Annotated in this window: 23 protein-coding genes; 13 read left to right on the top strand and 10 right to left on the bottom strand. The window is 60.6% G+C overall.

Going from position 1 to position 24,824, the window contains the following annotated elements; all coding sequences use genetic code 11:
• Positions 1-139: 139 nt before the first annotated feature.
• From FFM81_RS22975 to FFM81_RS22915, 13 genes are all read left to right on the top strand, one after another.
• Positions 140-835: a GntR family transcriptional regulator gene (locus tag FFM81_RS22975; protein WP_003572468.1), complete on the top strand. Its 696-nt coding sequence runs from the start codon at positions 140-142 to the stop codon at positions 833-835.
• Positions 836-1,253: 418 nt separating this feature from the next.
• Positions 1,254-1,856: an amino acid synthesis family protein gene (locus tag FFM81_RS22970; protein WP_003572467.1), complete on the top strand. Its 603-nt coding sequence runs from the start codon at positions 1,254-1,256 to the stop codon at positions 1,854-1,856.
• A gap of 15 nt (positions 1,857-1,871) precedes the next feature.
• A complete protein-coding gene (locus FFM81_RS22965) occupies positions 1,872-2,717 on the top strand; it encodes an alpha/beta fold hydrolase (protein ID WP_138384515.1) in 846 nt (281 codons plus the stop codon).
• Positions 2,714-3,649 (top strand): flavin reductase family protein, encoded by a 936-nt coding sequence (locus FFM81_RS22960; RefSeq protein ID WP_003572464.1) that lies wholly within the window; start codon positions 2,714-2,716, stop codon positions 3,647-3,649. The genes FFM81_RS22965 and FFM81_RS22960 overlap by 4 nt, the downstream gene beginning before the upstream one ends.
• The gene (locus FFM81_RS22955; RefSeq protein WP_138384516.1) at positions 3,646-4,686 is read left to right on the top strand and encodes an LLM class flavin-dependent oxidoreductase; all 1,041 of its coding nucleotides are present in this window, start codon (positions 3,646-3,648) and stop codon (positions 4,684-4,686) included. Before FFM81_RS22960 ends, FFM81_RS22955 begins: the two co-directional genes overlap by 4 nt.
• A gap of 4 nt (positions 4,687-4,690) precedes the next feature.
• Positions 4,691-6,154, top strand: a complete 1,464-nt coding sequence (locus FFM81_RS22950; RefSeq protein WP_138384517.1) for an aldehyde dehydrogenase — start codon at positions 4,691-4,693, stop codon at positions 6,152-6,154.
• A 5-nt stretch (positions 6,155-6,159) separates the two neighbouring features.
• The gene (locus FFM81_RS22945) at positions 6,160-6,483 is read left to right on the top strand and encodes an NIPSNAP family protein (protein ID WP_003572461.1); all 324 of its coding nucleotides are present in this window, start codon (positions 6,160-6,162) and stop codon (positions 6,481-6,483) included.
• A 49-nt stretch (positions 6,484-6,532) separates the two neighbouring features.
• Positions 6,533-7,543: an ABC transporter substrate-binding protein gene (locus FFM81_RS22940; protein WP_138384518.1), complete on the top strand. Its 1,011-nt coding sequence runs from the start codon at positions 6,533-6,535 to the stop codon at positions 7,541-7,543.
• Between the two features lie 108 nt (positions 7,544-7,651).
• Positions 7,652-8,524, top strand: coding sequence for an ABC transporter permease (locus FFM81_RS22935; protein WP_138384519.1), 873 nt, complete (start codon positions 7,652-7,654; stop codon positions 8,522-8,524).
• Between the two features lies 1 nt (position 8,525).
• The gene (locus FFM81_RS22930) at positions 8,526-9,326 is read left to right on the top strand and encodes an ABC transporter permease (protein WP_025417790.1); all 801 of its coding nucleotides are present in this window, start codon (positions 8,526-8,528) and stop codon (positions 9,324-9,326) included.
• The gene (locus FFM81_RS22925) at positions 9,323-10,399 is read left to right on the top strand and encodes an ABC transporter ATP-binding protein (RefSeq protein ID WP_025417791.1); all 1,077 of its coding nucleotides are present in this window, start codon (positions 9,323-9,325) and stop codon (positions 10,397-10,399) included. The genes FFM81_RS22930 and FFM81_RS22925 overlap by 4 nt, the downstream gene beginning before the upstream one ends.
• Before the next feature lie 10 nt (positions 10,400-10,409).
• Positions 10,410-11,864: an NAD-dependent succinate-semialdehyde dehydrogenase gene (locus FFM81_RS22920; RefSeq protein WP_138384520.1), complete on the top strand. Its 1,455-nt coding sequence runs from the start codon at positions 10,410-10,412 to the stop codon at positions 11,862-11,864.
• Between the two features lie 39 nt (positions 11,865-11,903).
• Positions 11,904-12,704 carry a phosphate/phosphite/phosphonate ABC transporter substrate-binding protein gene (locus FFM81_RS22915; protein ID WP_138384521.1) on the top strand — a complete coding sequence of 267 codons (801 nt, stop codon included), beginning with the start codon at positions 11,904-11,906 and terminating at the stop codon, positions 12,702-12,704.
• Between the two features lie 34 nt (positions 12,705-12,738).
• Here the strand turns inward: FFM81_RS22915 and FFM81_RS22910 are convergent, their stop codons facing one another.
• From FFM81_RS22910 to FFM81_RS22865, 10 genes are all read right to left on the bottom strand, one after another.
• Positions 12,739-14,268 carry an FAD-dependent oxidoreductase gene (locus FFM81_RS22910; RefSeq protein ID WP_138384522.1) on the bottom strand — a complete coding sequence of 510 codons (1,530 nt, stop codon included), beginning with the start codon at positions 14,266-14,268 and terminating at the stop codon, positions 12,739-12,741.
• Positions 14,265-15,482, bottom strand: coding sequence for an NAD-dependent epimerase/dehydratase family protein (locus tag FFM81_RS22905; protein ID WP_128397977.1), 1,218 nt, complete (start codon positions 15,480-15,482; stop codon positions 14,265-14,267). The genes FFM81_RS22910 and FFM81_RS22905 overlap by 4 nt, the downstream gene beginning before the upstream one ends.
• Positions 15,483-15,491: 9 nt before the next feature.
• Positions 15,492-16,472, bottom strand: a complete 981-nt coding sequence (locus FFM81_RS22900) for a GHMP family kinase ATP-binding protein (RefSeq protein ID WP_128397976.1) — start codon at positions 16,470-16,472, stop codon at positions 15,492-15,494.
• Positions 16,469-18,418, bottom strand: coding sequence for an HAD-IIIA family hydrolase (locus FFM81_RS22895; protein WP_138384523.1), 1,950 nt, complete (start codon positions 18,416-18,418; stop codon positions 16,469-16,471). Before FFM81_RS22895 ends, FFM81_RS22900 begins: the two co-directional genes overlap by 4 nt.
• The gene (locus FFM81_RS22890) at positions 18,408-19,349 is read right to left on the bottom strand and encodes an NAD-dependent epimerase/dehydratase family protein (protein WP_138384524.1); all 942 of its coding nucleotides are present in this window, start codon (positions 19,347-19,349) and stop codon (positions 18,408-18,410) included. The genes FFM81_RS22895 and FFM81_RS22890 overlap by 11 nt, the downstream gene beginning before the upstream one ends.
• A 32-nt stretch (positions 19,350-19,381) precedes the next feature.
• Entirely contained in the window at positions 19,382-20,341 is a 960-nt protein-coding gene (locus FFM81_RS22885; RefSeq protein WP_128397973.1) for a lysylphosphatidylglycerol synthase transmembrane domain-containing protein, read from the bottom strand.
• Positions 20,338-22,308, bottom strand: coding sequence for a hypothetical protein (locus FFM81_RS22880; protein ID WP_138384525.1), 1,971 nt, complete (start codon positions 22,306-22,308; stop codon positions 20,338-20,340). Before FFM81_RS22880 ends, FFM81_RS22885 begins: the two co-directional genes overlap by 4 nt.
• A 20-nt stretch (positions 22,309-22,328) precedes the next feature.
• Positions 22,329-23,567 carry a glycosyltransferase family 2 protein gene (locus FFM81_RS22875; RefSeq protein ID WP_128397971.1) on the bottom strand — a complete coding sequence of 413 codons (1,239 nt, stop codon included), beginning with the start codon at positions 23,565-23,567 and terminating at the stop codon, positions 22,329-22,331.
• 17 nt (positions 23,568-23,584) lie between these two features.
• Positions 23,585-24,211, bottom strand: coding sequence for an SIS domain-containing protein (locus FFM81_RS22870; RefSeq protein ID WP_128397970.1), 627 nt, complete (start codon positions 24,209-24,211; stop codon positions 23,585-23,587).
• A gap of 250 nt (positions 24,212-24,461) precedes the next feature.
• A complete protein-coding gene (locus tag FFM81_RS22865) occupies positions 24,462-24,818 on the bottom strand; it encodes a RidA family protein (RefSeq protein ID WP_138384526.1) in 357 nt (118 codons plus the stop codon).
• Positions 24,819-24,824 lie beyond the last annotated feature (6 nt).

Genomic DNA, 24,824 nt, shown 5'->3' with positions numbered 1-24,824 from the left:
CATCCTGGGATCGGCACGGTGCGGTTGAATTGCCGGCCGCCGACAGTTACAGTATTTGGTAGGCCATAATACGATTCCTGAATTCGGCTGTCGCGGCAGAACGTGAGCGTGCGAAGTCAATCCAATACTGAGGTACAGCATGAGCGGTGCTCTGAAGGACGCAGCAATCAGGGTCGAGCGTCCTGCGAAGACATTGCGGGAATTGGCGCTCGACAAGGTCCGCGAGGCCATCGTCAACGGATATTTTCGTCCTGGAGTCCGGCTTGTCGAGCGTGACCTCTGCGCCCAGCTCGGCGTCAGCCGCACAGTCGTGCGCGAGGTTCTGAGACATCTGGAATCGGAAGGGCTGGTTGCCAATCTGCCCAACAAGGGACCGATCGTCGCCCAGCTGGATATCGACGAAGCCAGACAGATCTATGAGATCCGCGGTGCGCTCGAAGGCATGGCGGCGCGGCTGTGCGCCGAACGCGGCAGCCCCGAGATCGTCACAGCACTCGAGGAATCCCTGACCGCAATCCGCAACAGCTATCACGATAACGATATGGCGGGCGTGCTTGCCAATACCTCTTCCTTCTATCAAACGCTGTTCACCATGGTCGACAGGCATGTCGCCTGGGGCGTCGTCAACCTGCTGACCGTGCGCATCAACCACCTGCGCTCGATGACGATCAAGACGGAAAGGCGCAGCATCGAAGGGCCGCTGCAGATGTCGAAGATCATCGACGCCATCCGGCGCGGCGATGGCGAAGGAGCCCAGCGGGCGGCGATGGATCATGTGGCCGCCGCCTGCGCAATTGCCGAAGCGGTATTGTCGGCGCAGAAGCCTGCCGAATAGGGCAGAGCGTCGCCGCTGCGATCTTCCTTAAGAGACGGTAGCAATTCCGTCTGTCGCATCGACATTTGTCGATTCCCTTCCCGCATTCCTAATCACATTCTTGCGGAACAAAGAGAATCCAAACTCCAAGCTTGACACCCAACTTTGCTCGATGTGATGGTATGCCATAATCAATAATATATAAGGCGGTATGGACTGGGATAATTTTGGCGCCTGACTTCGTCGCCGAGGACGGCCGTCGTGCCGTCCGGCGCCTGACAGTAGGCTGAAATGAAGAGAGCGCTTCCGGAGTTCGGAAGTGCATCCTGTCAATCGGGGATTTTCCGGAGCCGGACCTCATCTGCGTCGTCGCAGAAAGAAACTTGACACTCCCATACTATGGTATACCATAATACCGAATAGGGAGACGAGGTGTTCTATGGCCATTCACATTCGCAAGACAGGACTGCAGATCGAAACGACGCTGATCGAGGGCGGCAAGGCTGCGGCGGTGCCGCTCAAGCTGTTCACCGCCTTCGCGGTCGTGAACAATCCCTGGGCGGGACTTGGCTTTGTCGAGAACCTCAAGCCGGAAATCCATGCGGCGGCTCCCATTCTTGGCGAATTGCTGACCAAGATGATCATCGATGCGGTCGGGTCCGGCGAGGCTGTCGAAGCCTATGGAAAGGCTGCAGTCGTTGGCCTGAATGGCGAGATCGAACATGCCTCTGCGCTCATCCACACGCTGCGCTTCGGCAATTTTTATCGCCATGCCGTCGGCGCCAAGTCCTATCTCGCCTTCTGCAACACCCGCGGTCCTGCCAATGCGCCGATCATGATCCCGCTGATGGACAAGAATGACGAAGGCCGCCGTTCGCACTACCTGACCATCCAGACCTCGATCCCCGACGCGCCTGCCGCCGACGAGATCGTCGTCGCTCTCGGCGCTTCGGTCGGCGGACGTCCCCATCATCGCATTGGCGACCGTTACCAGGATCTGAAGGACCTGGGGCAGGACGTTGCCAATCCTGCGGGCGTTTGAGGGAGCGCGTCTCAGATGCTGACAGCCGGATCGACCACAGGCACCGCTGCAGCAAAGAGCGCCGCCGGTGACTTGCCCCGAAAGAAGACCGCAGGCGGAACGGCCTATCACGAGGCCGGCAGCGGTGAACCGCTTGTTCTGATCCACGGCGTCGGCATGCGGCTCGAAGCCTGGGCTCCGCAGATCGCTTTTCTGTCGGCCGGCCATCGTGTCATCGCCGTCGACATGCCGGGCCATGGCGAGAGTGCGAAACTGCCGGCGGGCAGCCGCCTCGAAGAGTTCGTCGCCTGGTTCGGGCGGTTTCTCGACGAGATGGCGATCGACGCGGTCAATGTTGCCGGCCACTCGATGGGCGCGCTGGTATCGGGAGGGGCGGCGGCGACGTTCGGCGAACGGATCAGGCGTGTGGCTTATCTCAACGGCGTCTATCGCCGTGACCCTGAAGCGAAGGCTGCCGTGCTCGCGCGAGCAGCTGCCATCCCGGTCACCGGCGTGGACAAGGAAGGTCCCCTGGCGCGCTGGTTCGGTGACGATCCGGATAGCGTCGTTGCGCGTGAATTAACACGGAAATGGCTCAACCTTGTCGATCCCCAGGGATATGCTGTCGCTTACGCCGCCTTTGCCGGCGGAGACGAGACTTATGCCGATCGCTGGAAGGACGTCCAAGGTCCGGCCCTGTTCCTGACGGGGTCCGATGACCCGAATTCGACGCCCTTGATGGCAGAGCAAATGGCGGCGCTCGCGCCGAAGGGCTGGGCCCGTATCGTGGAAGGGCATCGTCACATGGTGAACCTGACCGCGCCTGATCTCGTCAATTCGCTGCTCGCTGAGTGGCTATCGTTCGGGGAGGATGGACGATGACAATGCAGACTGTCGACCCAAGAGCATTGCGAGATGCATTCGGGGCTTTTCCGACCGGCGTGACTGTCGTCACCGCCTGCGACGGGGATGGAAATCCGATCGGCTTCACCGCGAACTCCTTCACATCGGTCTCGCTCAATCCACCCCTGCTGCTCGTATGCCTTGCCAAGACCTCGCGCAATTTCGCCGTCATGACCGGCGCGGACCATTTCGCGATCAACGTGCTGTCGGAAACGCAGAAAGACGTGTCGAACACCTTTGCCCGACCGGTCGAAGACCGGTTTGCGGCGGTCGAATGGGCCAAGGGATCGGCAGGCTGCCCGGTCTTCTCGAATGTGGCGGCCTGGTTCGAATGCGCCATGGAAGAGGTCATCGAGGCCGGCGACCACGTCATCCTGATGGGACGCATCGAATCCTTCGACAATAGCGGCCGCAATGGCCTCGGTTATGCCCGTGGCGGTTATTTCACCCCGACGCTCGCAAGCAAGGCGGTTTCCGCCGCAAGCGAAGGCAATATCGAACTTGCAGCCGTCGTTGAACGCCGCGGCGAGGTTCTGCTCCTCGGCGACGATGTGCTCTCCCTCCCAAGCATCGACGCCCATGATGGCAATCCGACCGAGGCGCTGGAAAAATATCTGGAGACGCTTACCGGGCTGAAGGTCAGCATCGGCTTTCTCTATTCGGTCTACGAGGGCAAGAGCGACGGCAAGCAGCACATTGTCTATCACGCCGTTGCCGGGGATGGCGAGCCTGCCGGCGGCAGGTTTGTAAAACCTGACGCACTGGCTGCGGCAAAGTTCAAGACCAGCTCGACCGCCGATATCGTCAACCGTTTCGCGATGGAAAGCTCGATCGGCAATTTCGGCGTCTATTTCGGTGACGAGACCGGCGGCAAAGTTCATCCCATTCCAGCCAAGGGCGCAAAAGCATGAAGTTCTCCCTCTTCGTCCATATGGAACGGCTCGACGCCAGCCAGAGCCATAAGAGCCTTTACGACGAATTTGTCGCGCTCTGCGAGATCGCCGACAAGGGCGGCATGCATGCGATCTGGACGGGTGAACACCATGGCATGGATTTCACCATTGCCCCCAACCCGTTCGTGACCATTGCCGATCTGGCGCGCCGCACATCGCGGGCAAGGCTCGGCACGGGAACGGTGATCGCCCCCTTCTGGCATCCGATCAAGCTTGCCGGCGAAGCTGCTATGACTGACATCATCTGCGACGGCAGGCTCGATATCGGCATTGCGCGCGGCGCCTATTCCTTCGAATACGAGCGCCTGCTGCCCGGCCTCGACGCCTGGGGTGCCGGCCAGCGCATGCGTGAGCTCATCCCGGCGGTCAAGGGCATATGGGCCGGCGACTACGCCCATGACGGAGAGTTCTTCAAGTTCCCCGCGACGACGTCTGCGCCGAAGCCGCTGCAGCAGCCGAACCCGCCGATCTGGGTTGCCGCACGCGATCCGAACTCGCATGAATTTGCCGTCGCCAACGGCTGCAACGTTCAGGTCACGCCGCTTTGGCAGGGTGACGACGAGGTCCAGTCGCTGATGGAGCGCTTCAACGATGCTTGCGCCAAGAATCCCGATGTCGAGCGGCCGAAGATCATGCTGCTGCGCCACACCTATGTCGGCTCTTCTGAAGAAGACGTCGCCCAGGCGGCCCATGAACTCAGCGTTTACTACAACTACTTCTTCGCCTGGTTCAAGAATGAGAAGCCGGTGACCCAAGGGCTGATCGAACGGATCCCGGACGAGCAGATCCGAGCGAACGCGATGCTCTCAGATCAGGTCATGCGCACCAACAATGTCGTTGGCGACGCCGAGACCGTCATCAGCAGGCTCAAGGCCTATGAAGCCCTCGGCTACGACGAATATTCCTTCTGGATCGACACCGGCATGAGCTTCGAGCGCAAGAAGGCGTCGCTCGAACGTTTCATCACCGAAGTCATGCCGGCATTTCAGGAGTAGGACCATGCGGCGTTTCCAGCATTATATCGACGGCGAATTCTCGGATGGCGAAGCCTCCTACCCGAGCATCGATCCCGCGACCGGCGCGGTCTGGGCAGAAATGCCGGAAGCGCGTGAAGGGGATGTCGATCGGGCGGTCAACGCTGCCGACAGGGCACTTTACGAAGGCGCCTGGCCGAAAATGACGGCCACGCAACGCGGCAAGCTGCTCTATAAGCTCGCCGACCTCGTTGCCGCCAATGCGCAGGTGCTCGCGGAGCTGGAAACGCGCGACACTGGCAAGATCATCCGCGAAACATCCGCGCAGATCGCCTATGTCGCCGAATATTATCGCTATTATGCCGGCATATCAGACAAGATCGAAGGCGCCTATCTGCCGATCGACAAGCCCGACATGGATGTCTGGCTTCGCCGCGAGCCGATCGGCGTTGTTGCCATGGTCGTGCCGTGGAACAGCCAGCTCTTCCTGTCCGCGGTCAAGATCGGCCCGGCGCTTGCGGCCGGTTGCACGATGGTGGTCAAGGCCTCGGAAGATGGTCCGGCGCCGCTGCTCGAATTCGCCCGCCTCGTGCACGAAGCCGGCTTTCCCGCTGGCGTCGTCAACATCATCACCGGTTTCGGCGCCTCCTGCGGTGCGGCCCTCGGCCGTCACTCGAAGGTCGCCCACGTCGCCTTCACCGGCGGTCCCGAGACCGCCCGGCACGTCGTTCGCAATTCGGCCGAAAACCTCGCTTCGACATCGCTGGAACTCGGCGGCAAGTCGCCCTTCATCGTCTTTGCCGATGCCGACCTCGAAAGTGCTGCCAACGCTCAGGTCGCCGGCATCTTCGCCGCAACGGGACAAAGCTGCGTTGCCGGATCGCGGCTGATCGTCGAACGCAGCATCAAGGACAAATTTGTCGCGCTGCTGCGTGAGAAGGCCGAGGCGATCCGGATCGGCGCGCCGCTCGATATGGCGACCGAAGTCGGCCCGCTTGCCACCAGGCGCCAACAGGACAATATCGGCGCCCTCGTCGAAAGGTCGATCGAAAGCGGCGCCCGTCTCGTCACCGGCGGGCGCAAGATCGATGGCGAAGGCTTTTACTTCCCGCCGACGATCCTCGATTGCGACGACGTCGCTTCGCCCTCGCTGATCGAGGAATTCTTCGGCCCGGTCCTCTCCGTCGTGTCCTTCGAGACCGAGGCCGAGGCGCTGCGGCTTGCCAACGACACCCGCTACGGCCTGGCCTCTGGCGTCTTCACCCAGAACCTCACCCGGGCGCACCGGCTGATGAAGGGCATTCGCGCCGGTATCGTCTGGGTCAACACCTACCGCGCCGTATCACCGATCGCGCCCTTCGGCGGCTTCGGCCTGTCGGGCCACGGCAGGGAAGGCGGCATGGCTGCAGCCCTCGACTATACCCGCACCAAGACGATCTGGCTGAGGACCTCCGACGATCCGATCCCCGATCCCTTCGTGATGAGGTGACGCCGATGTTTTACGAAATCCGCACCTATCGGCTGAAGAACGGCACGATCCCGCAATATCTCAAGGTCGTCGAGGAAGAAGGGATCGAGATCCAGAAGAGCCATCTCGGCACGCTGGTCGGCTACTTCTTCTCGGAGATCGGGACGATCAACGAGATCGTCCACATCTGGGCCTTCACAAGCTTGGACGACCGGGAGGCAAGGCGCCAGCGGCTTCTGGCTGATCCCCGATGGCAGGCCTTCCTGCCAAAGATTCGCGATCTCATCGAGGTGGCGGAAAACAAGATTATGAAGCCAGCAAGCTTTTCTCCCAGGGGCGAGGCGCACTGACGGCATAAGGCATAACCCGTAGGACAAACCAAAACAGGGATAAGGGAACATGAAAACGACATTTGCATTCGCGGCGGTTGCCGCATTCGTTGCGGTCTCCGCGCCGGCCAAGGCCGACAACATGGTCTTCTCCAGCTGGGGTGGGACGACCCAGGACGCGCAGAAGGCGGCATGGGCGAGCCCGTTCACCGAAAAGTCCGGCATCACCGTCGTGCAGGACGGCCCGACCGACTACGGCAAGCTCAAGGCCATGGTCGAGGCCGGCGAAGTCACCTGGGACGTCGTCGACGTCGAAGGCGATTATGCCGCCCAGGCCGGCAAGAACGGCCAGCTCGAGAAGCTCGACTTCTCCGTCATCGACAAATCCAAGCTCGACCCGCGCTTCGTCACCGACTATTCGGTCGGGAGCTTCTATTATTCCTTCGTCATCGGCTGCAATGCCGACGCCGTTAAAGCCTGCCCGAAGACATGGGCGGACCTGTTCGACACGGCGAAATTCCCGGGCAAGCGCACATTCTACAAGTGGTCGGCTCCCGGCGTGATCGAAGCGGCGCTGCTTGCCGACGGCGTGGCTGCCGACAAGCTCTATCCGCTGGATCTGGACCGTGCTTTCAAGAAGCTCGACACTATCAAGTCCGATATCGTCTGGTGGTCGGGCGGCGCCCAGTCGCAACAGCTCCTGGCATCCGCCGAAGCGCCCTTCGGCAGCGTCTGGAACGGCCGCATGACGGCGCTTGCTGCGACCGGCATCAAGGTCGAAACCTCCTGGGAACAGAACATCACTGCCGCCGATGCGCTCGTCGTGCCGAAGGGTTCGCCGAATGTCGAAGCCGCGATGAAGTTCATTGCGCTAGCGACCTCGGCCGAACCGCAGGCAGCCCTGGCAAAGGCTACCGGCTATGCGCCGATCAACGTCGACTCGGCCAAGCTGATGGACCCGGAAACGGCCAAGACCCTGCCGGACCAGCAGACCGCAAGCCAGGTCAACGCCGATATGAACTACTGGGCTGATAACCGCGATGCCATTGGCGAGAAGTGGTACGCTTGGCAGGCGAAATAGACTGAAGCTTGAGATCAACGGGCACGGCGAAGGTCGCCGTGCCCCCGCAGCGCCAGTGCAATCGGTTGCACCCCGGCGCCCGCGGATTGACGGGTGGGAAGGACTGTCATGTCGACGTATAGCGATGCCTCCGGCGTAATTGCGCCCTTGCCGAAGATACGCAGGCCAACAGGGTTTAGCGGAGTCGTTCCGGCTTTCGCCTTCGTCGGCATCTTTTTCGTCGTGCCGGTGGCGATACTGCTGCTGCGAAGCGTGCTGGAACCAGTGCCGGGTCTCGGAAACTATGCGCAGCTGATCGGGTCTTCGACCTATCTGAAGATTTTCGCCAATACATTCATCGTCTCCGGTCTCGTGACGGTCATTTCGCTCGCGATCGGATTTCCGGTCGCCTGGGCGCTGGCGATCATGCCCGGACGGCTGACCTCGGTGATCTTTGCGATCCTGCTCCTGTCGATGTGGACCAACCTGCTGGCTCGCACCTATGCCTGGATGGTGCTGCTGCAGCGGACCGGGCTCATCAACAAGATGCTGATGGGAATGGGGCTGATTGACCAGCCCTTAGCGCTCGTCAACAATCTGACCGGCGTGACGATCGGCATGACCTATATCATGCTGCCTTTCATCATCCTGCCGCTCTATGGCGTGATCAAGAAGATCGACCCGTCGATCCTGCAGGCGGCGGCCCTTTGCGGCGCCAACCGCTGGCAGTGTCTGACGCGGGTTCTCCTGCCCCTGGCCACACCCGGCATGGCGGCCGGCGCCCTGATGGTCTTCGTCATGTCGCTCGGTTATTTCGTCACGCCCTCGCTTCTCGGCGGTACCGCCAACATGATGCTCGCAGAGCTGATCGCCCAGTTCGTGCAGTCGCTGGTCAACTGGGGAATGGGCGGCGCCGCCGCACTGGTTCTCCTGGTGGTGACCCTGTCGCTTTATGCCGTGCAGCTGCGTTTTTTCGGCAACCAGAACCCGGGAGGGCGTTGATATGTTGCTCAATTTCGACCGTCTCGGCTGGTGGAAATACGTCCTTCTCGGCATAACGCTTCTGACGGCCGCCTTCCTGCTGCTGCCGATCGTCTTCATCGCGGCTCTATCCTTCGGCTCCTCGCAGTGGCTGATCTTTCCGCCGCCCGGCTGGACGTTTCAGTGGTACGGCGAACTCTTCGCCGACCCGCGATGGCTGGAATCGGCTTTGACGAGCTTCAAGATCGCGGTCATCGTGACCATCCTGTCGGTGCTGCTCGGGCTCGTGACATCCTTCGGACTGGTGCGTGGTTCGTTCATGTTCCGCGATGCGCTGAAAGCGCTGTTCTTGACCCCGATGATCCTTCCGGTCGTGGTTCTCGCGGTCGCCCTCTACGCCTTCTTCCTGAGGATCGGCCTTGGCGGCACTTTGACCGGCTTCGTCATTTCGCACCTCGTGCTCGCACTGCCCTTCTCGATCCTGTCGATTTCCGGTGCCCTGGAGGGTTTCGACAAGTCGATCGAGGATGCGGCGGTGCTCTGCGGCGCCTCTCCCCTGGAAGCCAAGATCCGGGTTACGCTTCCCGCGATCAGCCATGGGCTGTTTTCGGCGGCCGTCTTCTCGTTCCTGACATCCTGGGACGAGGTGGTGGTGGCGATCTTCATGTCCAGCCCGACCCTGCAGACGCTGCCCGTAAAAGTATGGGCGACGTTGCGGCAAGACCTGACGCCTGTTGTCGCAGCGGCGTCGACCCTTCTCATCCTTTTGACGATCATCTTGATGGCCCTGGTTGCCGTCGTGCGTAAGGTACTGAAACAATGAACGAACCATTCCTTCAGATCCGTGGCATACGCAAGGAATACGGCCCTGTCGTCGCCGTCCACGATGTCACGCTCGACGTTCGGCGTGGGGAGTTCCTGACCTTTCTCGGGCCGTCCGGATCCGGAAAGAGCACGACACTCTACATCCTGGCCGGGTTCGACAATCCGACGAAGGGCGACATTACGCTGGAGGGCAAGACCCTGCTCGCCACGCCGTCGCACAAGCGCAATATCGGCATGGTGTTCCAGCGCTACACCCTGTTTCCGCATCTGACGGTGGGTGAAAACATCGCCTTTCCGCTGAAGGTCCGGCGCAAGTCCAAGGCCGAGATCGACAGCAAGGTGAAGGAGATGCTGCGCCTCGTCCGGCTCGAGGGTTTCGAGGATCGCAAGCCGGCGCAAATGTCCGGTGGCCAGCAGCAGCGCGTCGCCCTTGCTAGGGCTCTGGCCTATGATCCGCCGGTGCTTCTGATGGACGAGCCGCTGTCGGCGCTCGACAAGAAGCTGCGCGAGGAAATCCAGCACGAGATCCGCCGCATCCACCAGCAGACCGAGGTGACCATCCTTTACGTCACGCACGACCAGGAGGAGGCGCTGCGGCTCTCCGACCGCATCGCCGTCTTTTCCAAGGGGGTCATCGACCAGATCGGGACCGGCCCCGAACTCTACGCCAATCCCAAGACCCGCTTCGTTGCCGAATTCATCGGCGACAGCGATTTCATTTCTTGTGACCTGCTGTCGTCGTCCGACGGACAGGCCACCATTTCGCTCGGCGGCGGATCGGTCTTCAATCGCATTCCGGTGCATGGAAAAGGCGCCTCGGGCACGAGGGCGGCCTTGATGTTGCGGCCGGAGCGCATTCGGCTGTCGCGCGCCCAAGCGGGCGCGGGTCTCGCCGCCACCGTCAGCGACATTACCTTCCTCGGCAACAACATCCACGTTTCCACGGAAACGGCGAATGGCGAGGCGCTGGCGGTTCGCCTGCCATTCGGTCATGAGGCGATCACCGGCCTCAGCCGCGGCGATACAGTCCATCTGGATTTCGATCCGGGTGCCGCTCACGTGTTCTGTTGAGAGTTGTCCTATGAAGCTCAATGATCCCTCGCTGTTCCGTGAGGCGTGCCCGGTCGCCGATCGCTGGATCGAAGCGGAAGGCCGGCAAGCGACGACGCTCCGTAATCCGGCAACCGGCGAGGCGCTCGGCGTAGTCCCCGATCTCGGGGCCTCGGAAACGGAAGAGGCCATCCGCGCGGCCGTCATTGCCCAGAAGCTTTGGGCGAAGAAGACCGCCGGCGAACGCGCCGCCGTTCTCAAGGCATGGCACCGCCTGATGATTGAAAACCGTGACGATCTGGCGATGATCCTGACGCTGGAGCAGGGAAAACCGCTCGATGAGGCCAAAGGCGAGATCACCTATGGCGCAAGCTTCATCGAGTGGTTTGCCGAAGAGGCGAGACGTATCAACGGCGAGACCATACCGGGACATCAACCGGACAAGCGCATCCTCGTCCTCCGCCAGCCGGCAGGCGTGGTGGCGGCGATCACCCCCTGGAATTTTCCGAACGCGATGATCACGCGCAAGGTCGGTCCGGCACTCGCCGCCGGCTGCGCCGTCGTTCTCAAACCGGCGCCGCAGACGCCGTTCTCGGCAATCGCGCTTGCCGTTCTCGCGGAGCGAGCCGGCCTGCCGCCCGGTCTGCTCAGCATCGTCACCGGCGATGCGGCAGCAATCGGCGGCGTGCTGACGGCTAGCCGCGACATCAGGGTCCTGACCTTCACCGGCTCCACCCGGACGGGCGAACTGCTTTACCGGCAATGCGCGCCGACGATCAAAAAGCTCGGCCTCGAGCTTGGCGGCAATGCCCCCTTCATCGTCTTCGACGATGCCGATCTCGATGCCGCGGTCGAGGGCGCGATCATCGCCAAGTTCCGCAACAACGGCCAGACCTGCGTCTGCGCCAACCGGCTCTATGTCCAGGACGGCGTCTACGAAGCCTTCGCCGCCAAGCTCGCCGAGGCCGTATCGGCATTGAAGGTCGGCAATGGCCTGGAGCGTGATGTCGCGCTGGGGCCGCTGATCGACAACAACGCCGTCGCCAAGATTGAAAGCCATATTCACGACGCTGTTGCAAAAGGCGCTGGCATCGTATCGGGGGGCAAGCGCCACGCCTTGGGCGGCCATTTCTTCGAGCCAACGATCCTGCGCGATGTCGATGCCGGCATGCAGGTCGCGCGTGAGGAAACCTTCGGGCCGCTTGCACCGCTTTTTCGTTTCCGCGACGAGCAGGATGTCATTGAAAAGGCAAACGACACCGAGTTCGGGCTTGCTTCGTATTTTTACGCGCGTGATCTGTCGCGGGTATTCCGTGTCGCCGAAGCGCTCGAATACGGGATGGTCGGCGTCAACACCGGCCTCGTCTCAACCGCCGAGGCGCCGTTCGGCGGCGTCAAGATGTCGGGCCTCGGCCGCGAAGGGTCGAGGCACGGGTTGGACGAATATACCGAACTCAAATATGTATGCCTGGGCGGCATCGCCTGACGTGGTCGATGCCTGCGCTTCGCCGCAGGAAAAACCGGAATGCCTCTCGTCAGCATCGCCATGTATGTCACATCGGAACCGCTCGCGGCTGCGACGGCTGAGCTCTGGTCGTTCCTCCGGCATTATCTCGCGCAAGCCGGCCTGACGGACTTGCCTAAGACACCCGATCGGACGGTGCCCTATGACGAGGCCTGGCTGAGACCGGATCTCCTCCTCTCGCAGACCTGCGGCTATCCCTTTGCCAGAAGCCTGCGCGGCAGCGTTCGCCTGGTGGCGACGCCGGTCTACGACCATCCCGGCTGCGACGGCCCGCTGATGTGCAGCTTCATTATCGTCCGCAAGGATTCGTCGCTTGGTTCGCTGGAGGATTTGCGCGGTACCACGGCTGCGATCAACAGCCCTGACAGCAATTCCGGCAGCAATCTCTTTCGCGCCGCCGTCGCTCCGCTTGCCCAGGGCGGCCGCTTCTTCGGCCGGATCATCGACACCGGCAGCCATGGCAGCAGCATTGCGGCGGTTGCTGAAGGTAGGGCCGACAGCGCGGCCATCGATTGCGTCACCTATGCCAATATCCGCCGTTTCGATCCCGCCCTTGTCGAGGGAGTCCGCATTATCGCAGAAACGCCCAAAGGCCCGGGGCTGCCGTTTATCACCTCCGGCAACACCTCGGACGACCAGGTCCTTCTGATGCGGCGCGCACTCGGCGCCGCCATCAGGGAGCCCTCGCTGGCTGCCATGCGCGCCACGCTCGGCCTCGTTGATTTTGCAGTGCTTGCCGAAGATGACTACCAGCCGCTCTTGTCGCTGACCGGCGAGGCGTTGCCGCAGCTGCGAGCTTGAACGGCAGGCCGATTTTACCCAGCTTTTTCTTGTTTCAGAGCGCCGGCTTCGCTTCCGTTTCGGCGAGACGATGAGCGATGCGGTCGGCATTGGCCATGATCGTCATCGTGATGTATTTCGAGGACAGATCGGGAATAATCGAGCCGTCGACGACGTAGAGACCGGGGTGGAAATTCAATTCGCCGTCCGACGAGGTGCCGAACGCACCGGTTGCGCCCATAGGCAAAGTGCCTGCGAAATGCGCATCGATACCGGGCTCCGCCAGCGATGCGCCAGGGAGTTGAACGAGTCCCAATCGTTTCCATTCACGGCGGAGCGCTTTTTTCAAAGCCTCGGCGCGAAGGCCAAAACCGTCTGCGAAGCCGCCGCGGATAGTCAGGCGCTTTCCCGACGCTGCATCTCGGTGGATGTAGCTCCGGCTTTGATCGCCGGGGTAGTAGATCGTCGCCACGAGCAGGCTGCTGGCGATAGTCTCGAATGCGGCGCGTCCGGCCTTTCGGCCGAGCGGCATCCTGTTTATGAAGCTCTGCGCTGGCAGGGAGCCGACTTCATAGATCGCCCCCGTCACGTAATCCGATGCGCCGCCGCCATAGCGCAGAGACAATCCGAGCTGCGCCAGACTGTGTGTCGGCGTCGCCGGGCGCAGTAATCTCGAGGGGGAGAGCAGGGGAATGGCCAGCGTGGGACTGTTCAACAGACGCAGTCCCTGCTCGTCAATCGGCAGGAGATCGGCCAGCAGGCCGGCCGTTCCAAGCACGCCAGCGGCAAGGATGATTTTCGGCGCGGAAAATGACGATCCGTCCGCCGTTCCCACAGTCCAGCCTGCACTGCGGATCAAGGTGACGGCCCGCATATTGTCGAGCAAACGAAAATGCGGAGATTGCCGTAAGAGAAGCAGGTCTTGCCTGCTGTTATAAATTGCGCCGCTGGGACAGCCATAGAGACAATCGCCGCGCAGATCGCATGCCGCCCGTCCGGGCCTCGCTTGCGAAAGGATGGCATTGATTGCGGGATAAAGCCGAAACGATCCATCTGCCGGGGTTTGGTTGTCGTGTCTGCGAAGAACATGGGCGGCGGTCGCACCAAGCGGTAGAACGGGCTCACCGGTGGCGCCCGCCGCAACATCGGCATTGCTGCTGATGCCGATGCGTTTGGCGACATGTTCGTAGGATCTCTGGAGGGAAGCGATGTCTATCGGCCAATCCGCAATATCCTCGGCGTCGAGGTAGCTGACTTGCGCGCCCCAGATATTGGAGAGGCCGCCGCGAGCAAGGCTGCCGATCGGCGTGAAACCGTCGCCCGATATGTCGGACTGGCGTCGAAAGGGTTCGAGGATCCCGCGTGCGACAGGGGTCTGCAGTTTCGGCGAGCTGCCGTCGTCGCCGCGCAGTGATTCCAGATCGCTTCCGAGGACGCGGACGCTGCGGTCCTCCTCCTGCGGCCCGGCATCATTGCCGGCATCCAGCATCAGAACGCGGCGGCCGGCCGCTATCAGCGGAAAGGCGGCGGAGACGCCTGCGGGTCCACTGCCGATGATGATGAAGTCGGCGTCGGGCGCAGTCATCGATATTTCCCTGCCAGAAGCGTGCGCAGCGGAAACAGCAGTGCATCGCTGGCAATGGTCAGTGTTGCGTCGAAAAATCCGGTTCTCCTGCCGGAATGCCTTTCCGGCTCACTGGCGAGATCGGCCAGGTAGAGGGCTCGGGCGAGGCGATGTTTCGTCTGGTTGGCCGGCGGTTCAAAGAGCGCCAGCAGGCGCGGATGCCGGATGAGCGCCGGAGAAAGGCCGAGCGGCGACAGCCCCTCACGCCGAAGTCCTTCGCAGAGCCGCTGCAGTTGTATTTGCGTCGGTACGACGCCGAGATATCGCAGCAGAGCTTGCGCTTCGCTTCGCGACTGCTCGTCGCCGGTTTGGCCGAACTCTCCGGCAAGCACAGTCAGCGGGTCAGCCAGGTTCAACTTCAGGAGCCTCAGACTGTCGCCGCTTTCCATGGGTGATGCGCCCGCAAGCCCGAGCACGCGCTCCGGATCGACCGTGGGGATCAATGGCAGGAGCTTCGTCATACGGCAGGCAAAAAGTGCAGCGTTCAGAGGGATCGGTATGAAATGGAGGTTGCCCTTGCCCTGACTGCGGCGAAGAATTCTGAGCCAGCCGGCAAAGCTGATGGGCTTTTCCTGCGCAAGCACGAATGTTTGCTGCTGCGGATTTTCTTCTGTCGCCAGCGCCAACAGGCCGGCGGCGACCTCGTCAAGATGAATCGGCTGGACCTCTCGGCTGAGCCCTATCATCGGCAAAATCGGACTCAAGGCGGCCAGCTTGACCATCAGGCCGTACATGGCCGTCCGCGGGCCGCCGTAAACGAGCCCGATTCGCGCAATGCGTACGATCGGCGCTGCGGAGCTGGCCGCCAAATGCTGTTCGATCCTGAACTTGGTGCGGCCGTAAATATTGAGCGCTTCCTGCCGGGACGAGGTGGAGGAAGAAAAGACGAAGCGCGGCACTCCGGCTGCCCGTGCGGCTTCCGCCAATTTCACGGTGCCTGATATATTGATGTTTTCTTCCTCGGCCGCTTCCGGCGCAGTCGCCCAGGAATGGGCGAGATGGACGATTCCAACCGCCCCTTCCAGATCGGACGCAGAAGGCTCGTCACCGATGCGCCACTTGGCTTCGGACCGCCGACCGAATTCAACCACCTCGAAGCCGCGCTCACGCGCCTTCGCTGCCAGTCTTGCGCCGATATAGCCGGTCGATCCGGTGATGATGAGACGCGGTGCCATTTACACCCTCTATTGTGCAAAGGCGATGCGCGCGCCGCTCCAGTCGAAACGAAACTCGATTTCCTTGAGCTGCGACAGCGCCTGCCGCACTTTTTCCTGGCGATCTTTAGGGCAATAGAGGACGAGGAAGCCCCCTCCGCCAGCACCTGCCAGCTTGCCGCCGATGGCGCCGGCCGCACGGGCCGCATCGTAACACTCGTCGATCGCGCTGTTGGTGATCTTCGATGTCAGAGATCTTTTCATCATCCATCCGCGATGCAGCGCTTCGCCGAAGGCACCGAGATCCCCGCTCATCAGGATGTCGCGCATTTCGTAAGCCAGCTGCACCATGCGCTCGACAGTCCGGAATTTTTCCTCGTCCGCCTCCATGGCCTGCACCTGCGTCGACAGCACCGAGCGCGTATCGCGCTGGCTTCCGGTGAAAAACAACAGGATGTTGCTCTCGAGCTCTGCCATTTTTTTCGAGCTGAGGACGACGGGCTGAACATTCACGCTGCCGTTGGAATTGAATTCGATGAAATTCAGGCCGCCATGCGCGGCCGCATATTGGTCCTGTTTTCCGATCGGCTCCTTCAGGATATCGATTTCGAGTTTGCAGGCCTCTTCCGCCAGCCGATCCTTGGAGGCAAAGCGCGACCTGTGGGCATAGAGTGCGTTGATCAGCGCCACGGAAAAGGAGCTGGATGATCCGAGGCCGGTTCCGGAGGGAATGTCGGCGACGGAAGCGACTTCGATGCCGGGCTCGACCCGATGCATCCGCAGGGCCTCACGCAACAGCGGATGGGCGATCTCTTCGAGCGTCTCGGCAAGTTCGGTCCGCGTATATTTCAGATGATATTTGTTCTCATTGAAATAGTTGTGCACGATGACGAAGCTGTATTTGGCTATCGCGCAGGACAACACCGCGCCCGCCTGACGGCGGTAATAGGAGGCTATATCGGAGCCGCCGCCGGCGAAGCTGACACGAAAAGGTGCGGATGAAACGATCAAAGGATTGTCTCCTCGAGATTGATGACGATATCGGCCGATGCCCGCTGCAGATCGATCTTCGGCCATTCCTCCTGAATGCGCGACGTCAAGAGGTCTTCGGCGGCAGCTGGGGTGAGGCCTTTCCAGGCGTAAAAATTATGAAAGCGATCGAACAGCATCTGGTGCGACGCTTCGACGAAGACAGCCATATCGACATCTTCGCGGATCGACTGATGCCCGGCAAAGATGCCATCCAGGAGAATGACCTCGGCGTTACCAGCGTCGTAGATGACGGTATCCGTACGCCGGCTACGGCTTGCCGCGTCGTAACCTGGCGCCTCCACCTGTCCGGATTGGCGCAGCATCCTGACGATCTCGGGATAAAGTTCGACCCGGTTGCGTTCTTCCGCGTTCATATCCGAGCGGCGATGTTCGAGCGGCAGTATCCAGCGATCGAATTCCAGCCTCAGCACCCGGTGCCCCGATTCCGTGAGCAGACGCTCGATCGCATGCGCAAGCGTGCTTTTGCCGGAGCGGGAACGACCGCATATGCTGACGAGCAGCGGGCCGGCATTACTGGAAAGACGCTGATGAATGGCTACGGAAAGCTCGCGGCCGATATCCTGATAACCGCACTGAAAGCGAGCGGCGTCATAGACCGTGTCGAAGACAAGATCGGCGCGGGGAATGTCAGCTTCCGCGGTGGGGTAGCTTTTTTCATCCCGCAGGCCATAACCCGTCCGAACGCCATAAGCCCAGATGCCTGCCTTGCGGCCCGCACCGATGTCGCGCAGGCTGTCGCCGATGATGACGGATTTCGATCTTTCGATCGGCAACTCCGCCATTGCCTGGCGGATCATCAGATCTCCCGGCTTGCGGCATTCACAATTGATCTTGAGCGCTGCGACCTCATTGGGAAATCCTTTGTCCGGATGATGCGGACAAAAATAAATCCGGTCGAGGACGCCGCCCTCTGCTGCAAGCTCAGCCTCGAGGCGCCCGAGAACATGATCCAGCCCGGCTTCATCCAGAAAGCCTTTGGCGACCTGCGGTCTGTTGGTAACCGCAATCGTCAGGAAACCGGCCTCGCGGGCGAGCCGCACGGCTTCGCCTGCCCGGTCGATCAGCTTCACCTGATCGGGATGGGTGACGCCATGGCCGCCGACATCTTCGTTGAGCACGCCATCGCAATCGAAAAACACTGCGGGCCTTCGCACGGACAGATGCGCCGCATGAACCCGTTCCTGTCGGAGGTCCTCCTCGGCGGCAGCATGCCGGTTCGGCGACCCGGTATCCTTCATATATTCCGGCGTGTCATAAATCGCGATCGGAATGGATCGTTCGAGGAGACCGGGAATGACATCGTGGATCATATCAGCCGTTTGACCTGGCAAGAGCGCCTGGAAAAATTGCTCAGAAGCCACGTACAGGCCGGCCGGCACCAGATTGCGCCAATCCGCATCGCGCGGCGCTTTGCGGGGCAAAAGGCGCTGGAGATAGCCATGCTTCTGGACGACGAGATCGGATGTGCGAGGATGGTCGTTGGGGTGAGCGATGATGGTCAGGGCGGCGGGAAATTGCTGACGATGACTCGCCAGTGCCGAAAGATCGATATCGAACAGCATGTCGCCGTAGACGATCAGGACGTCCCCGGTCACGGTGTCCAAAGTCACCAGGCAGCCTGCAGTGCCGAGTGGAGAGGTCTCAACCAAAACTTCGACCTCGATGCCGAGTTTTTCAGCTTCGGGGCTCAGTGCAGGCTCGAGCTGGCCGCCGAGGTGGCCGCCAAGCACCCGCACATGCCGAACGCCCTCACGGGCGAGGACGCGAATCTGCCTGAGAATGATCGGCACGCCGGCAAGCGGCAGAAGCGCCTTCGGAATGGCGTCGCCGGTCATGCTGCGCGCGCGCGTTCCAAGGCCTCCGGCAATAATGATCGCCTGGTGGATAGCGGCGTCAGAAGCCATTCGCCAGGATCCGCTCGACGGCAAGTTCAACGGCTTCCGTCGATTTCCGCTTCGGAGACCAGCCCAGCGTTACGAGCCGGCTTATGTCGTAGCTGAAGCGCGGCACATCGCCAAGCCAGCCGCGGTCTTCGCTTCCGTATTCGATGGCAGCTCCGGCCGCAACTTTGGAGACCACGATCTCAGCGATGTCCCGGACGGACGTTTCGCCGATGCCGCTCGCATGAAACACCTCATAGGTGCCTGGGGCCTTGTCCCAAGCGAGCAGAATGGCATCCACCAGGTCGCCGACATAGAGATAAGGCTTTGTCTGCATTCCGTTGCCAAGCACCTGGAGTCTTGTCGGATCAGCCTTCAGCCTGTTGATGAAATCGTAGATTGCTCCATGCGTGGAGCGCTCTCCGACGACATTGGGAAACCGCAGTACAAGCGTCTTGATGCCGAATGACAGCGCATAGACGGACAAATAGGCTTCGGCGGCAAGCTTGCTGGCGCCATACAAGGAGATCGGCCGCAGGGGGCCGTGGTTCTCGTGGATGTTTCCTTCCGCTTCGCCGAACACTGCGGAGGTGCTGGCGAAAAAAAGTCTGCCGATCTGATACTTGCGCATGATGGCAAGCAGCGTCGTCGTCGTCAGCTGGTTCAGCTGCAGGTCCAGTTCCGTATTGGCATTGCCTGCGGCAATATCGGAATTGGCGGCAAGATGAAAAACGGCGTCGGGACGGTCCGCGGCAACGAGCTGGTCCATGCCTTCCCGATCGAGCATATCCAGCTGATGGAAGCGAAAATCCGGTCGACCCTTGAGATGGTCGATGTTCCGCATCCGGCCAAGATGAAGATTGTCGATCGCGGTGACCCGATAGCCCAAATCCAAAAGGCGATCGCAGAGATGGCTGCCGATAAATCCGGCCCCTCCCGTTACCAAGGCATGCATGTTGGCAGCTCCATATGATCTGTTCAGGCTCATCAGAGCGCTTTGATCTTTCCCGAATGAGGACGCGAAAGGACGAATACACCACCGGCCAACCCGACCACAAGCTGCAACAGACCGAAAACCACCGAGAGCGTCGCGGCATCAGTCGTGCCTATGCCGAACACGGCAAGGGAAACGATCATGCCGCCTTCCCGCAGGCCCCATCCTCCGACGGAAATCGGAACCATGGCGATCAAGAGTACCGGCGGGAAAGCGGCCGCAGCCTGACCCCAACCGAGCGGGAGACCAAGACCGAGAACGAGGATCTCAAGCGAGACGACACTCAATCCGTGAATGACGAGGGTCAACAGGAATATCCCAAGCATTCGTCGGTGTCTGAGAAAAGTCCCCAGCGCCTCGTTCAGCGCGTGCAGCTTCGCAGGAAGAAACCGGACGAAGAAGTGCCGGCGCCAGCTGAAGACCAAGGCCGATGCGATTGTTCCCGCGACGCCAAGGGCTGTGAGTTCGACCAAGTAGGGGATTGGAAAGTCGTGCCCGTAAAAGCCGCGCATGATGAGCAGTCCGATCAGCGCAACCACCGCCAGCCCGAACAGAGTAAGGATACGGTCCATGACGACGCCCAGCGTCGCTTCCGTTATCGTCAGGCCATATTTGATGGCGCCGAATATGCGCGCGGCATCGCCCGGAATGGGACTTGGAAGAGCTTGATTATAGAACAGGCTTTGCATGAAGAGTTTCATGGCGCCTGTCATTTTCAGCCTTTGCCCTATCATTTCCGACAGAAGGCACCACCGCCACGCCGACAGCAGGGCCTGCAGGAGCAGAAGGAGGATACTGACCGAGATGGTTGTCGCCGACAGCGCCTGGACCGCAGCCCAGCCTTCCGAAAAATCTACCTTGCGCGCGATCCATATGACGAGGCCGAGCGCGACGGCCACTTTCAGGACCGGAATGACGGTGCGAAGCAATGCGCGGGAGGACGGAGCGGTCACGATGCCCGATCCGCGTCAAAGCGGTAGAGCTTCCAGCCGAACCGATCCGTCAATATCAGCGAGGAGCGGGGCATCATGTGGGCTATGACGCTGTTGGCGATCACTATTTTGTCTTCTCCAATGCGTTCGGCGAGGAACGCGCTACCGGCATCGGGGGGAACGATGAAGTACGCTATGCGATTGTTCTTGATGAAAGCACCGATATCCGAACCCGGCGCAGGCAGCACGTAGCGTGGCAATTGCCAGCCGCCATCCCGGCCGTCGTTATAAGCGGTGGACAACAATGTATTGGCCGTATCGAAAGGCTGAAAAACGGCGCGCAGGTCGTGATCTGCGATGTAGCGGTACATGAAATAGGCTTCGCGATGGCTCTCCATGTATTTGTCGACGCTTATCATCCCGAGCGCGACGTCGAATTCTTTCGCCTTGACCGGATCGATGTCGCTGCCGCCCAGGCGATACCAGTGGGCAATCCAGAGCCCCGCTGCCAGCAAGCTGATGATCACCGGGCTGGCGACCATGCATGCCGGCGAAGAGGCAATTTTCTTCAATGGGGCTATCCGCGGCAGGACCTGCCTGTCGAGCCATTGATCCAGCCGTTCGCGAACCAGTGAGGCGCCGATAAATCCGGTCGAAAAGAACAGCAGATAGGCTGGTGTCGCCCAGCGTATGTGATTGAACATAACGGTGTACCATATCACAAACATGGCAGCGGTCATCGCTGCGAGAAATGCGATGCGCCGAAAAGCCACGGCAAGACCGGCCAGTATCAAAGCGAGAGCGACGAAAGCATTCAGCTTGCCGGCGAAGAACCAGTTGTAAAGGATATGGAGGAAGTCATGCCAACCTTGCAGAGTTGCGAGGTTCGTCACGAAATGTCGGTTGGCGGGATCGAAGGCTCGGCCCAATTCGAGCATGTAGTCCGCCATCCAGGCGTCGGTGAGGCCCGGATGACCGAACATGAAAGGATAGATCGGATTGCCGAGAACGATCAGGTTTTTCGCATACCAGTAGCCCGCGACTGCAAGGAATGCGCAGAGGCATGACAGAAAGAGCGGCAGCGATACCCTTCTCTTGAGAAGCGTCGGCATCAATGCCAGCCCTATCAGGCCAATCATTTGCAGTTCCGTGTATTTTCCTCCGACCGCTCCTCCCAAGACGAGCGCACAGTGAAAAAGCTCCGCCGGACGTCGGGTTTCCAGATAACGCCATAGGAAAAGCACGGCTGCGACTGAGAAACACGACCGGGCCAGATCCGTCATCGGTTCGCCGACACTTCCCTTGAAGAAAGAGGTGCTGAGGATCAGAGCGGCCACCACGAAAAAACCGCATGCCCGCCAACGACTGGCGCAGCTTGAAAGCAGGAACAGAAATCCGAAGAAAATTGCGATATTTATTGCCGCTGCGCTGGTCCAGTGGCCGCTGACCATCATCACCAGCGCAAACAGCAAATTGAAGAAGAGCGGAATATTGCCGTAGAAGGGATGGTCGATCTGCGGCGACACAAAGCCGGCGTGATCGATGATGCTGTTTGCGAGCGGGATGTGGAAAACCCAAACGTCGGCAACACTCGGCGGGAACAGGGCCTCGATGCTCCACGCATAGCAATAGCCAATGCATACGAGGGCCGCCAGGATCGGCAAGGGGTTGCCGATCCTGGCTTCGGCCACGATTTTACGAAAAAATGAACTGACGTCGTAGAGAACGGCGACGAGATCGCGCCGCCGCCAGATCATCGACACGACCACCAGAGGGAGAACGATCTCCCATCGCAATCCGTGAAATGCACCAAGGATGGTCGCTGCGCCGCCGGCTATCGCCAGAGCCGGCAGAATACCGCTGAATAGAAAGTCGGTACCGTCCCGGAAGGGCTGATCGCAACGTCGGTTGAGCCAGGCAACGATGCCCCTGTCGATTACGAGGCCCCATAATATTATGGAGAGAACCGTGCACCAGCCTAGGATCATGATCGGCCCTTTCGTGGCTCCTATCCCGCGACAGGAGGTGCAGGCTTTTTGATCGGCAGCATGACCCCGAGTGCTCTTATCATCAGCCCCGATATAAAGATCTGAAATGCCGTGATGATCAGCCAGAGCCCGAAGACGGCCCAGTTCGTTTCGACGCCGATCTCAGGCAGCACATATCCATTCCCGACATAGGAGTCGAACAGCGGAACCGCCAACAGGACGCCAGCCAGAACGGCGACGACGGACCCCCAGATCGTTGCATTGTAAGGCAGGAGGCGCTCGAAACGATGTTGCACACGTCCCGAATAGTCGAAAATCACGCGACCGATGGCCGCCGAAACCAGCATTGATTGGCCGAGAACGGCCAGGGCCATGGCAAACAGCATGGCATTGGTCGAGAACCGTATACCGGCGATGGACATAGGCCCGGCAAGCAACGGCAGCATGGTGATCAAACCGAGGGCCAGGAGCAGAAAGCCCGGCCAGATGAGAAAGAAATCGAACCCGTAGACGAACATCGCCTGAAGATTGCGCCAGCCTGCGCGCCACGGCTCCATCCAGCCCCGCCGCTTCATATGGCTCAGCCGCCCTTCGGGATCCTTCAGGAAGTGGATCGGCACCTCCGCGGTCGGAAGCTCCATATGCACTGATTTCAGCACCATTTCCGACGCATATTCCCAGCCTTGCGACCGAAGATCCATGCGAAGCAGGGCATCGACGCTGATGCCCCGCATGCCGCAATGGATGTCGGAAAAGCGGCTGCTGAACATCCGATTGAGGATCCACGTCGTCAGCGGCGTTCCGAAATAGCGATGTAGCGGCGGCATCGCATTGTCTTCGATCGAGCCCTTAAAACGCGAGCCCATCACGAAGTCGGCGCCCTTCCGAAATGCCTCGATGAACGGTGCAATCTGCCGAAAGTCATAGGTGCAGTCCGCATCACCCATGATGATAAATTTGCCGCGCACGAAGGGAATGGCATCGATGTAAGCTCTGCCCAAACCGCGCTTCGGTGTCCGCAACACACGGGCCCCCCTGTCGCGCGCGATTTCGGGCGTACGATCGGTCGAACTGTCGACAATCAGGATCTCTACCGCCGCACCGCTTGCCGCAATGCCCTCACGGCACCAGTCGACGAAGGTTCCAATCGTCAATTCCTCGTTGAGAGAGGGGACGAGGATCGTCACTTCAGGGTTGGCGACGTCATCGTCGGGCGTAAGGAGAATCAATTCCGGATCGTGAATACGGGGAGAATTCATGCGCGTGAAATGGCTCGTTAGGAGAGGGCCGGCGGGACAAGTCCGCAGGAGAAATCCAATATGGCGTGGCAGATCGCGAGATGGGCAATCTCCACATAGCCATATTGATCGGAAGCGACGTAGAAGTTCAGATCACCGAGCGCGCGCAACGGGTTGCCCGGAGCGAAGCCGCTCAAGGTGATAACGGCGCCGCCTTTTTCGCGGGCGGTGCGGACGGCCTTGGTAATGCTTTCCGATCGGCCCGAGCTGCTGATCGCAACCAAGAGATCGCCTTCATTCGCATGCATTTCGATCTGCTTTGCGAACACGTTCTCATAGCCGAGGTCGTTCGAGAGGCACGTCAGCGTCGCGCCATCGTTCATCGCCATGGCGCGAAGTCCGCCGTTTTTGGCGTAGTCCGTCGCCATATGGCTGGCAATGGCTGCGCTGCCGCCGTTGCCGATGAAGATGATCTTCCGGCCGGCGTCATGGGTTGCACGGGCGAGTTGCATTGCTTCACTCACCGCAGTTGCATAATCCAGGCTTTCGGCACCCGGCCGCGATGCGGCGGCATTCACGAGAACATGGCGGAGAAATGTAAAATAGCGATCGAGATCGCTGGTCGTCACGCCAAGCTCCGAGGATGTGGTCTCGTTATGCGACATGTTGGTTCAGCCCCTACGCCTTGCAAATTGGGGCGTCCTTAAAGACTAAATGATGCAAAGGCAAGTTGCCCGCAGCCGCTTTCAAGGGTTGTTAGCGAGTGTCACAGCTTTGCAACTAACGGTCATTTATCAAGCATCCGGGCGAGAACTATCATGAGGCGGTTGAAGGTTTCTGCTTCCTTTCACGCTCGTACTCTAGGCGCTCGATTTGAACCTGCGCGGCAGGCACCTCGGTCAAAGCCCCGCCGGTTCAGTTGCCGACCGCTGCGATAATGCCGATCTCTACGGAAAATTGCGGCCCGGCGAGCCTTGCTTCGACCGTGGCTCGCGCCGATGCGTGGCCCAATGGCACCCAGGCGTCCCAGACCGCATTCATCTCTTCGAAGCTGGATATGTCAGCAAGCCAGATCGTCGCGCTGAGGATGCGTGTCGGATTGCTGCCCGCGCCTTCCAGGAGCTTCGTGATCCGTGCCAGGATGTTGGCCGTCTGCTCGCGGACGGACGCGCCCGGCGCGTCGATGGCGACCTGGCCTGCGAGGAAGACGAAGCCGCCATAGGTCACGGCTTGGCTTATCCGCTTCCCGGTTTCGTAGCGCTCGATCTGCATGCTCGA

It is taken from the genome of Rhizobium hidalgonense, assembly GCF_005862185.2.
Taxonomy (GTDB): Bacteria; Pseudomonadota; Alphaproteobacteria; order Rhizobiales; family Rhizobiaceae; genus Rhizobium; species Rhizobium hidalgonense.
Note: the sequence above shows the minus strand (reverse complement) of the source record. Positions and strands in the feature narration are given on the sequence as shown.

Excerpts from the sequence above, each read along its gene's own strand:
- FFM81_RS22960 (WP_003572464.1), top strand. The coding sequence starts at position 2,714 with ATGACAATGCAGACTGTCGACCCAAGAGCATTGCGAGATGCATTCGGG.
- FFM81_RS22895 (WP_138384523.1), bottom strand. The coding sequence starts at position 18,418 with ATGGCTTCTGACGCCGCTATCCACCAGGCGATCATTATTGCCGGAGGC.
- FFM81_RS22910 (WP_138384522.1), bottom strand. The coding sequence starts at position 14,268 with ATGACTGCGCCCGACGCCGACTTCATCATCATCGGCAGTGGACCCGCA.
- FFM81_RS22955 (WP_138384516.1), top strand. The coding sequence starts at position 3,646 with ATGAAGTTCTCCCTCTTCGTCCATATGGAACGGCTCGACGCCAGCCAG.
- FFM81_RS22945 (WP_003572461.1), top strand. The coding sequence starts at position 6,160 with ATGTTTTACGAAATCCGCACCTATCGGCTGAAGAACGGCACGATCCCG.
- FFM81_RS22925 (WP_025417791.1), top strand. The coding sequence starts at position 9,323 with ATGAACGAACCATTCCTTCAGATCCGTGGCATACGCAAGGAATACGGC.
- FFM81_RS22970 (WP_003572467.1), top strand. The coding sequence starts at position 1,254 with ATGGCCATTCACATTCGCAAGACAGGACTGCAGATCGAAACGACGCTG.
- FFM81_RS22920 (WP_138384520.1), top strand. The coding sequence starts at position 10,410 with ATGAAGCTCAATGATCCCTCGCTGTTCCGTGAGGCGTGCCCGGTCGCC.
- FFM81_RS22930 (WP_025417790.1), top strand. The coding sequence starts at position 8,526 with ATGTTGCTCAATTTCGACCGTCTCGGCTGGTGGAAATACGTCCTTCTC.
- FFM81_RS22890 (WP_138384524.1), bottom strand. The coding sequence starts at position 19,349 with ATGCATGCCTTGGTAACGGGAGGGGCCGGATTTATCGGCAGCCATCTC.
- FFM81_RS22880 (WP_138384525.1), bottom strand. The coding sequence starts at position 22,308 with ATGATCCTAGGCTGGTGCACGGTTCTCTCCATAATATTATGGGGCCTC.
- FFM81_RS22965 (WP_138384515.1), top strand. The coding sequence starts at position 1,872 with ATGCTGACAGCCGGATCGACCACAGGCACCGCTGCAGCAAAGAGCGCC.
- FFM81_RS22870 (WP_128397970.1), bottom strand. The coding sequence starts at position 24,211 with ATGTCGCATAACGAGACCACATCCTCGGAGCTTGGCGTGACGACCAGC.
- FFM81_RS22935 (WP_138384519.1), top strand. The coding sequence starts at position 7,652 with ATGTCGACGTATAGCGATGCCTCCGGCGTAATTGCGCCCTTGCCGAAG.
- FFM81_RS22975 (WP_003572468.1), top strand. The coding sequence starts at position 140 with ATGAGCGGTGCTCTGAAGGACGCAGCAATCAGGGTCGAGCGTCCTGCG.
- FFM81_RS22905 (WP_128397977.1), bottom strand. The coding sequence starts at position 15,482 with ATGGCACCGCGTCTCATCATCACCGGATCGACCGGCTATATCGGCGCA.
- FFM81_RS22875 (WP_128397971.1), bottom strand. The coding sequence starts at position 23,567 with ATGAATTCTCCCCGTATTCACGATCCGGAATTGATTCTCCTTACGCCC.
- FFM81_RS22940 (WP_138384518.1), top strand. The coding sequence starts at position 6,533 with ATGAAAACGACATTTGCATTCGCGGCGGTTGCCGCATTCGTTGCGGTC.
- FFM81_RS22915 (WP_138384521.1), top strand. The coding sequence starts at position 11,904 with ATGCCTCTCGTCAGCATCGCCATGTATGTCACATCGGAACCGCTCGCG.
- FFM81_RS22950 (WP_138384517.1), top strand. The coding sequence starts at position 4,691 with ATGCGGCGTTTCCAGCATTATATCGACGGCGAATTCTCGGATGGCGAA.
- FFM81_RS22865 (WP_138384526.1), bottom strand. The coding sequence starts at position 24,818 with ATGCAGATCGAGCGCTACGAAACCGGGAAGCGGATAAGCCAAGCCGTG.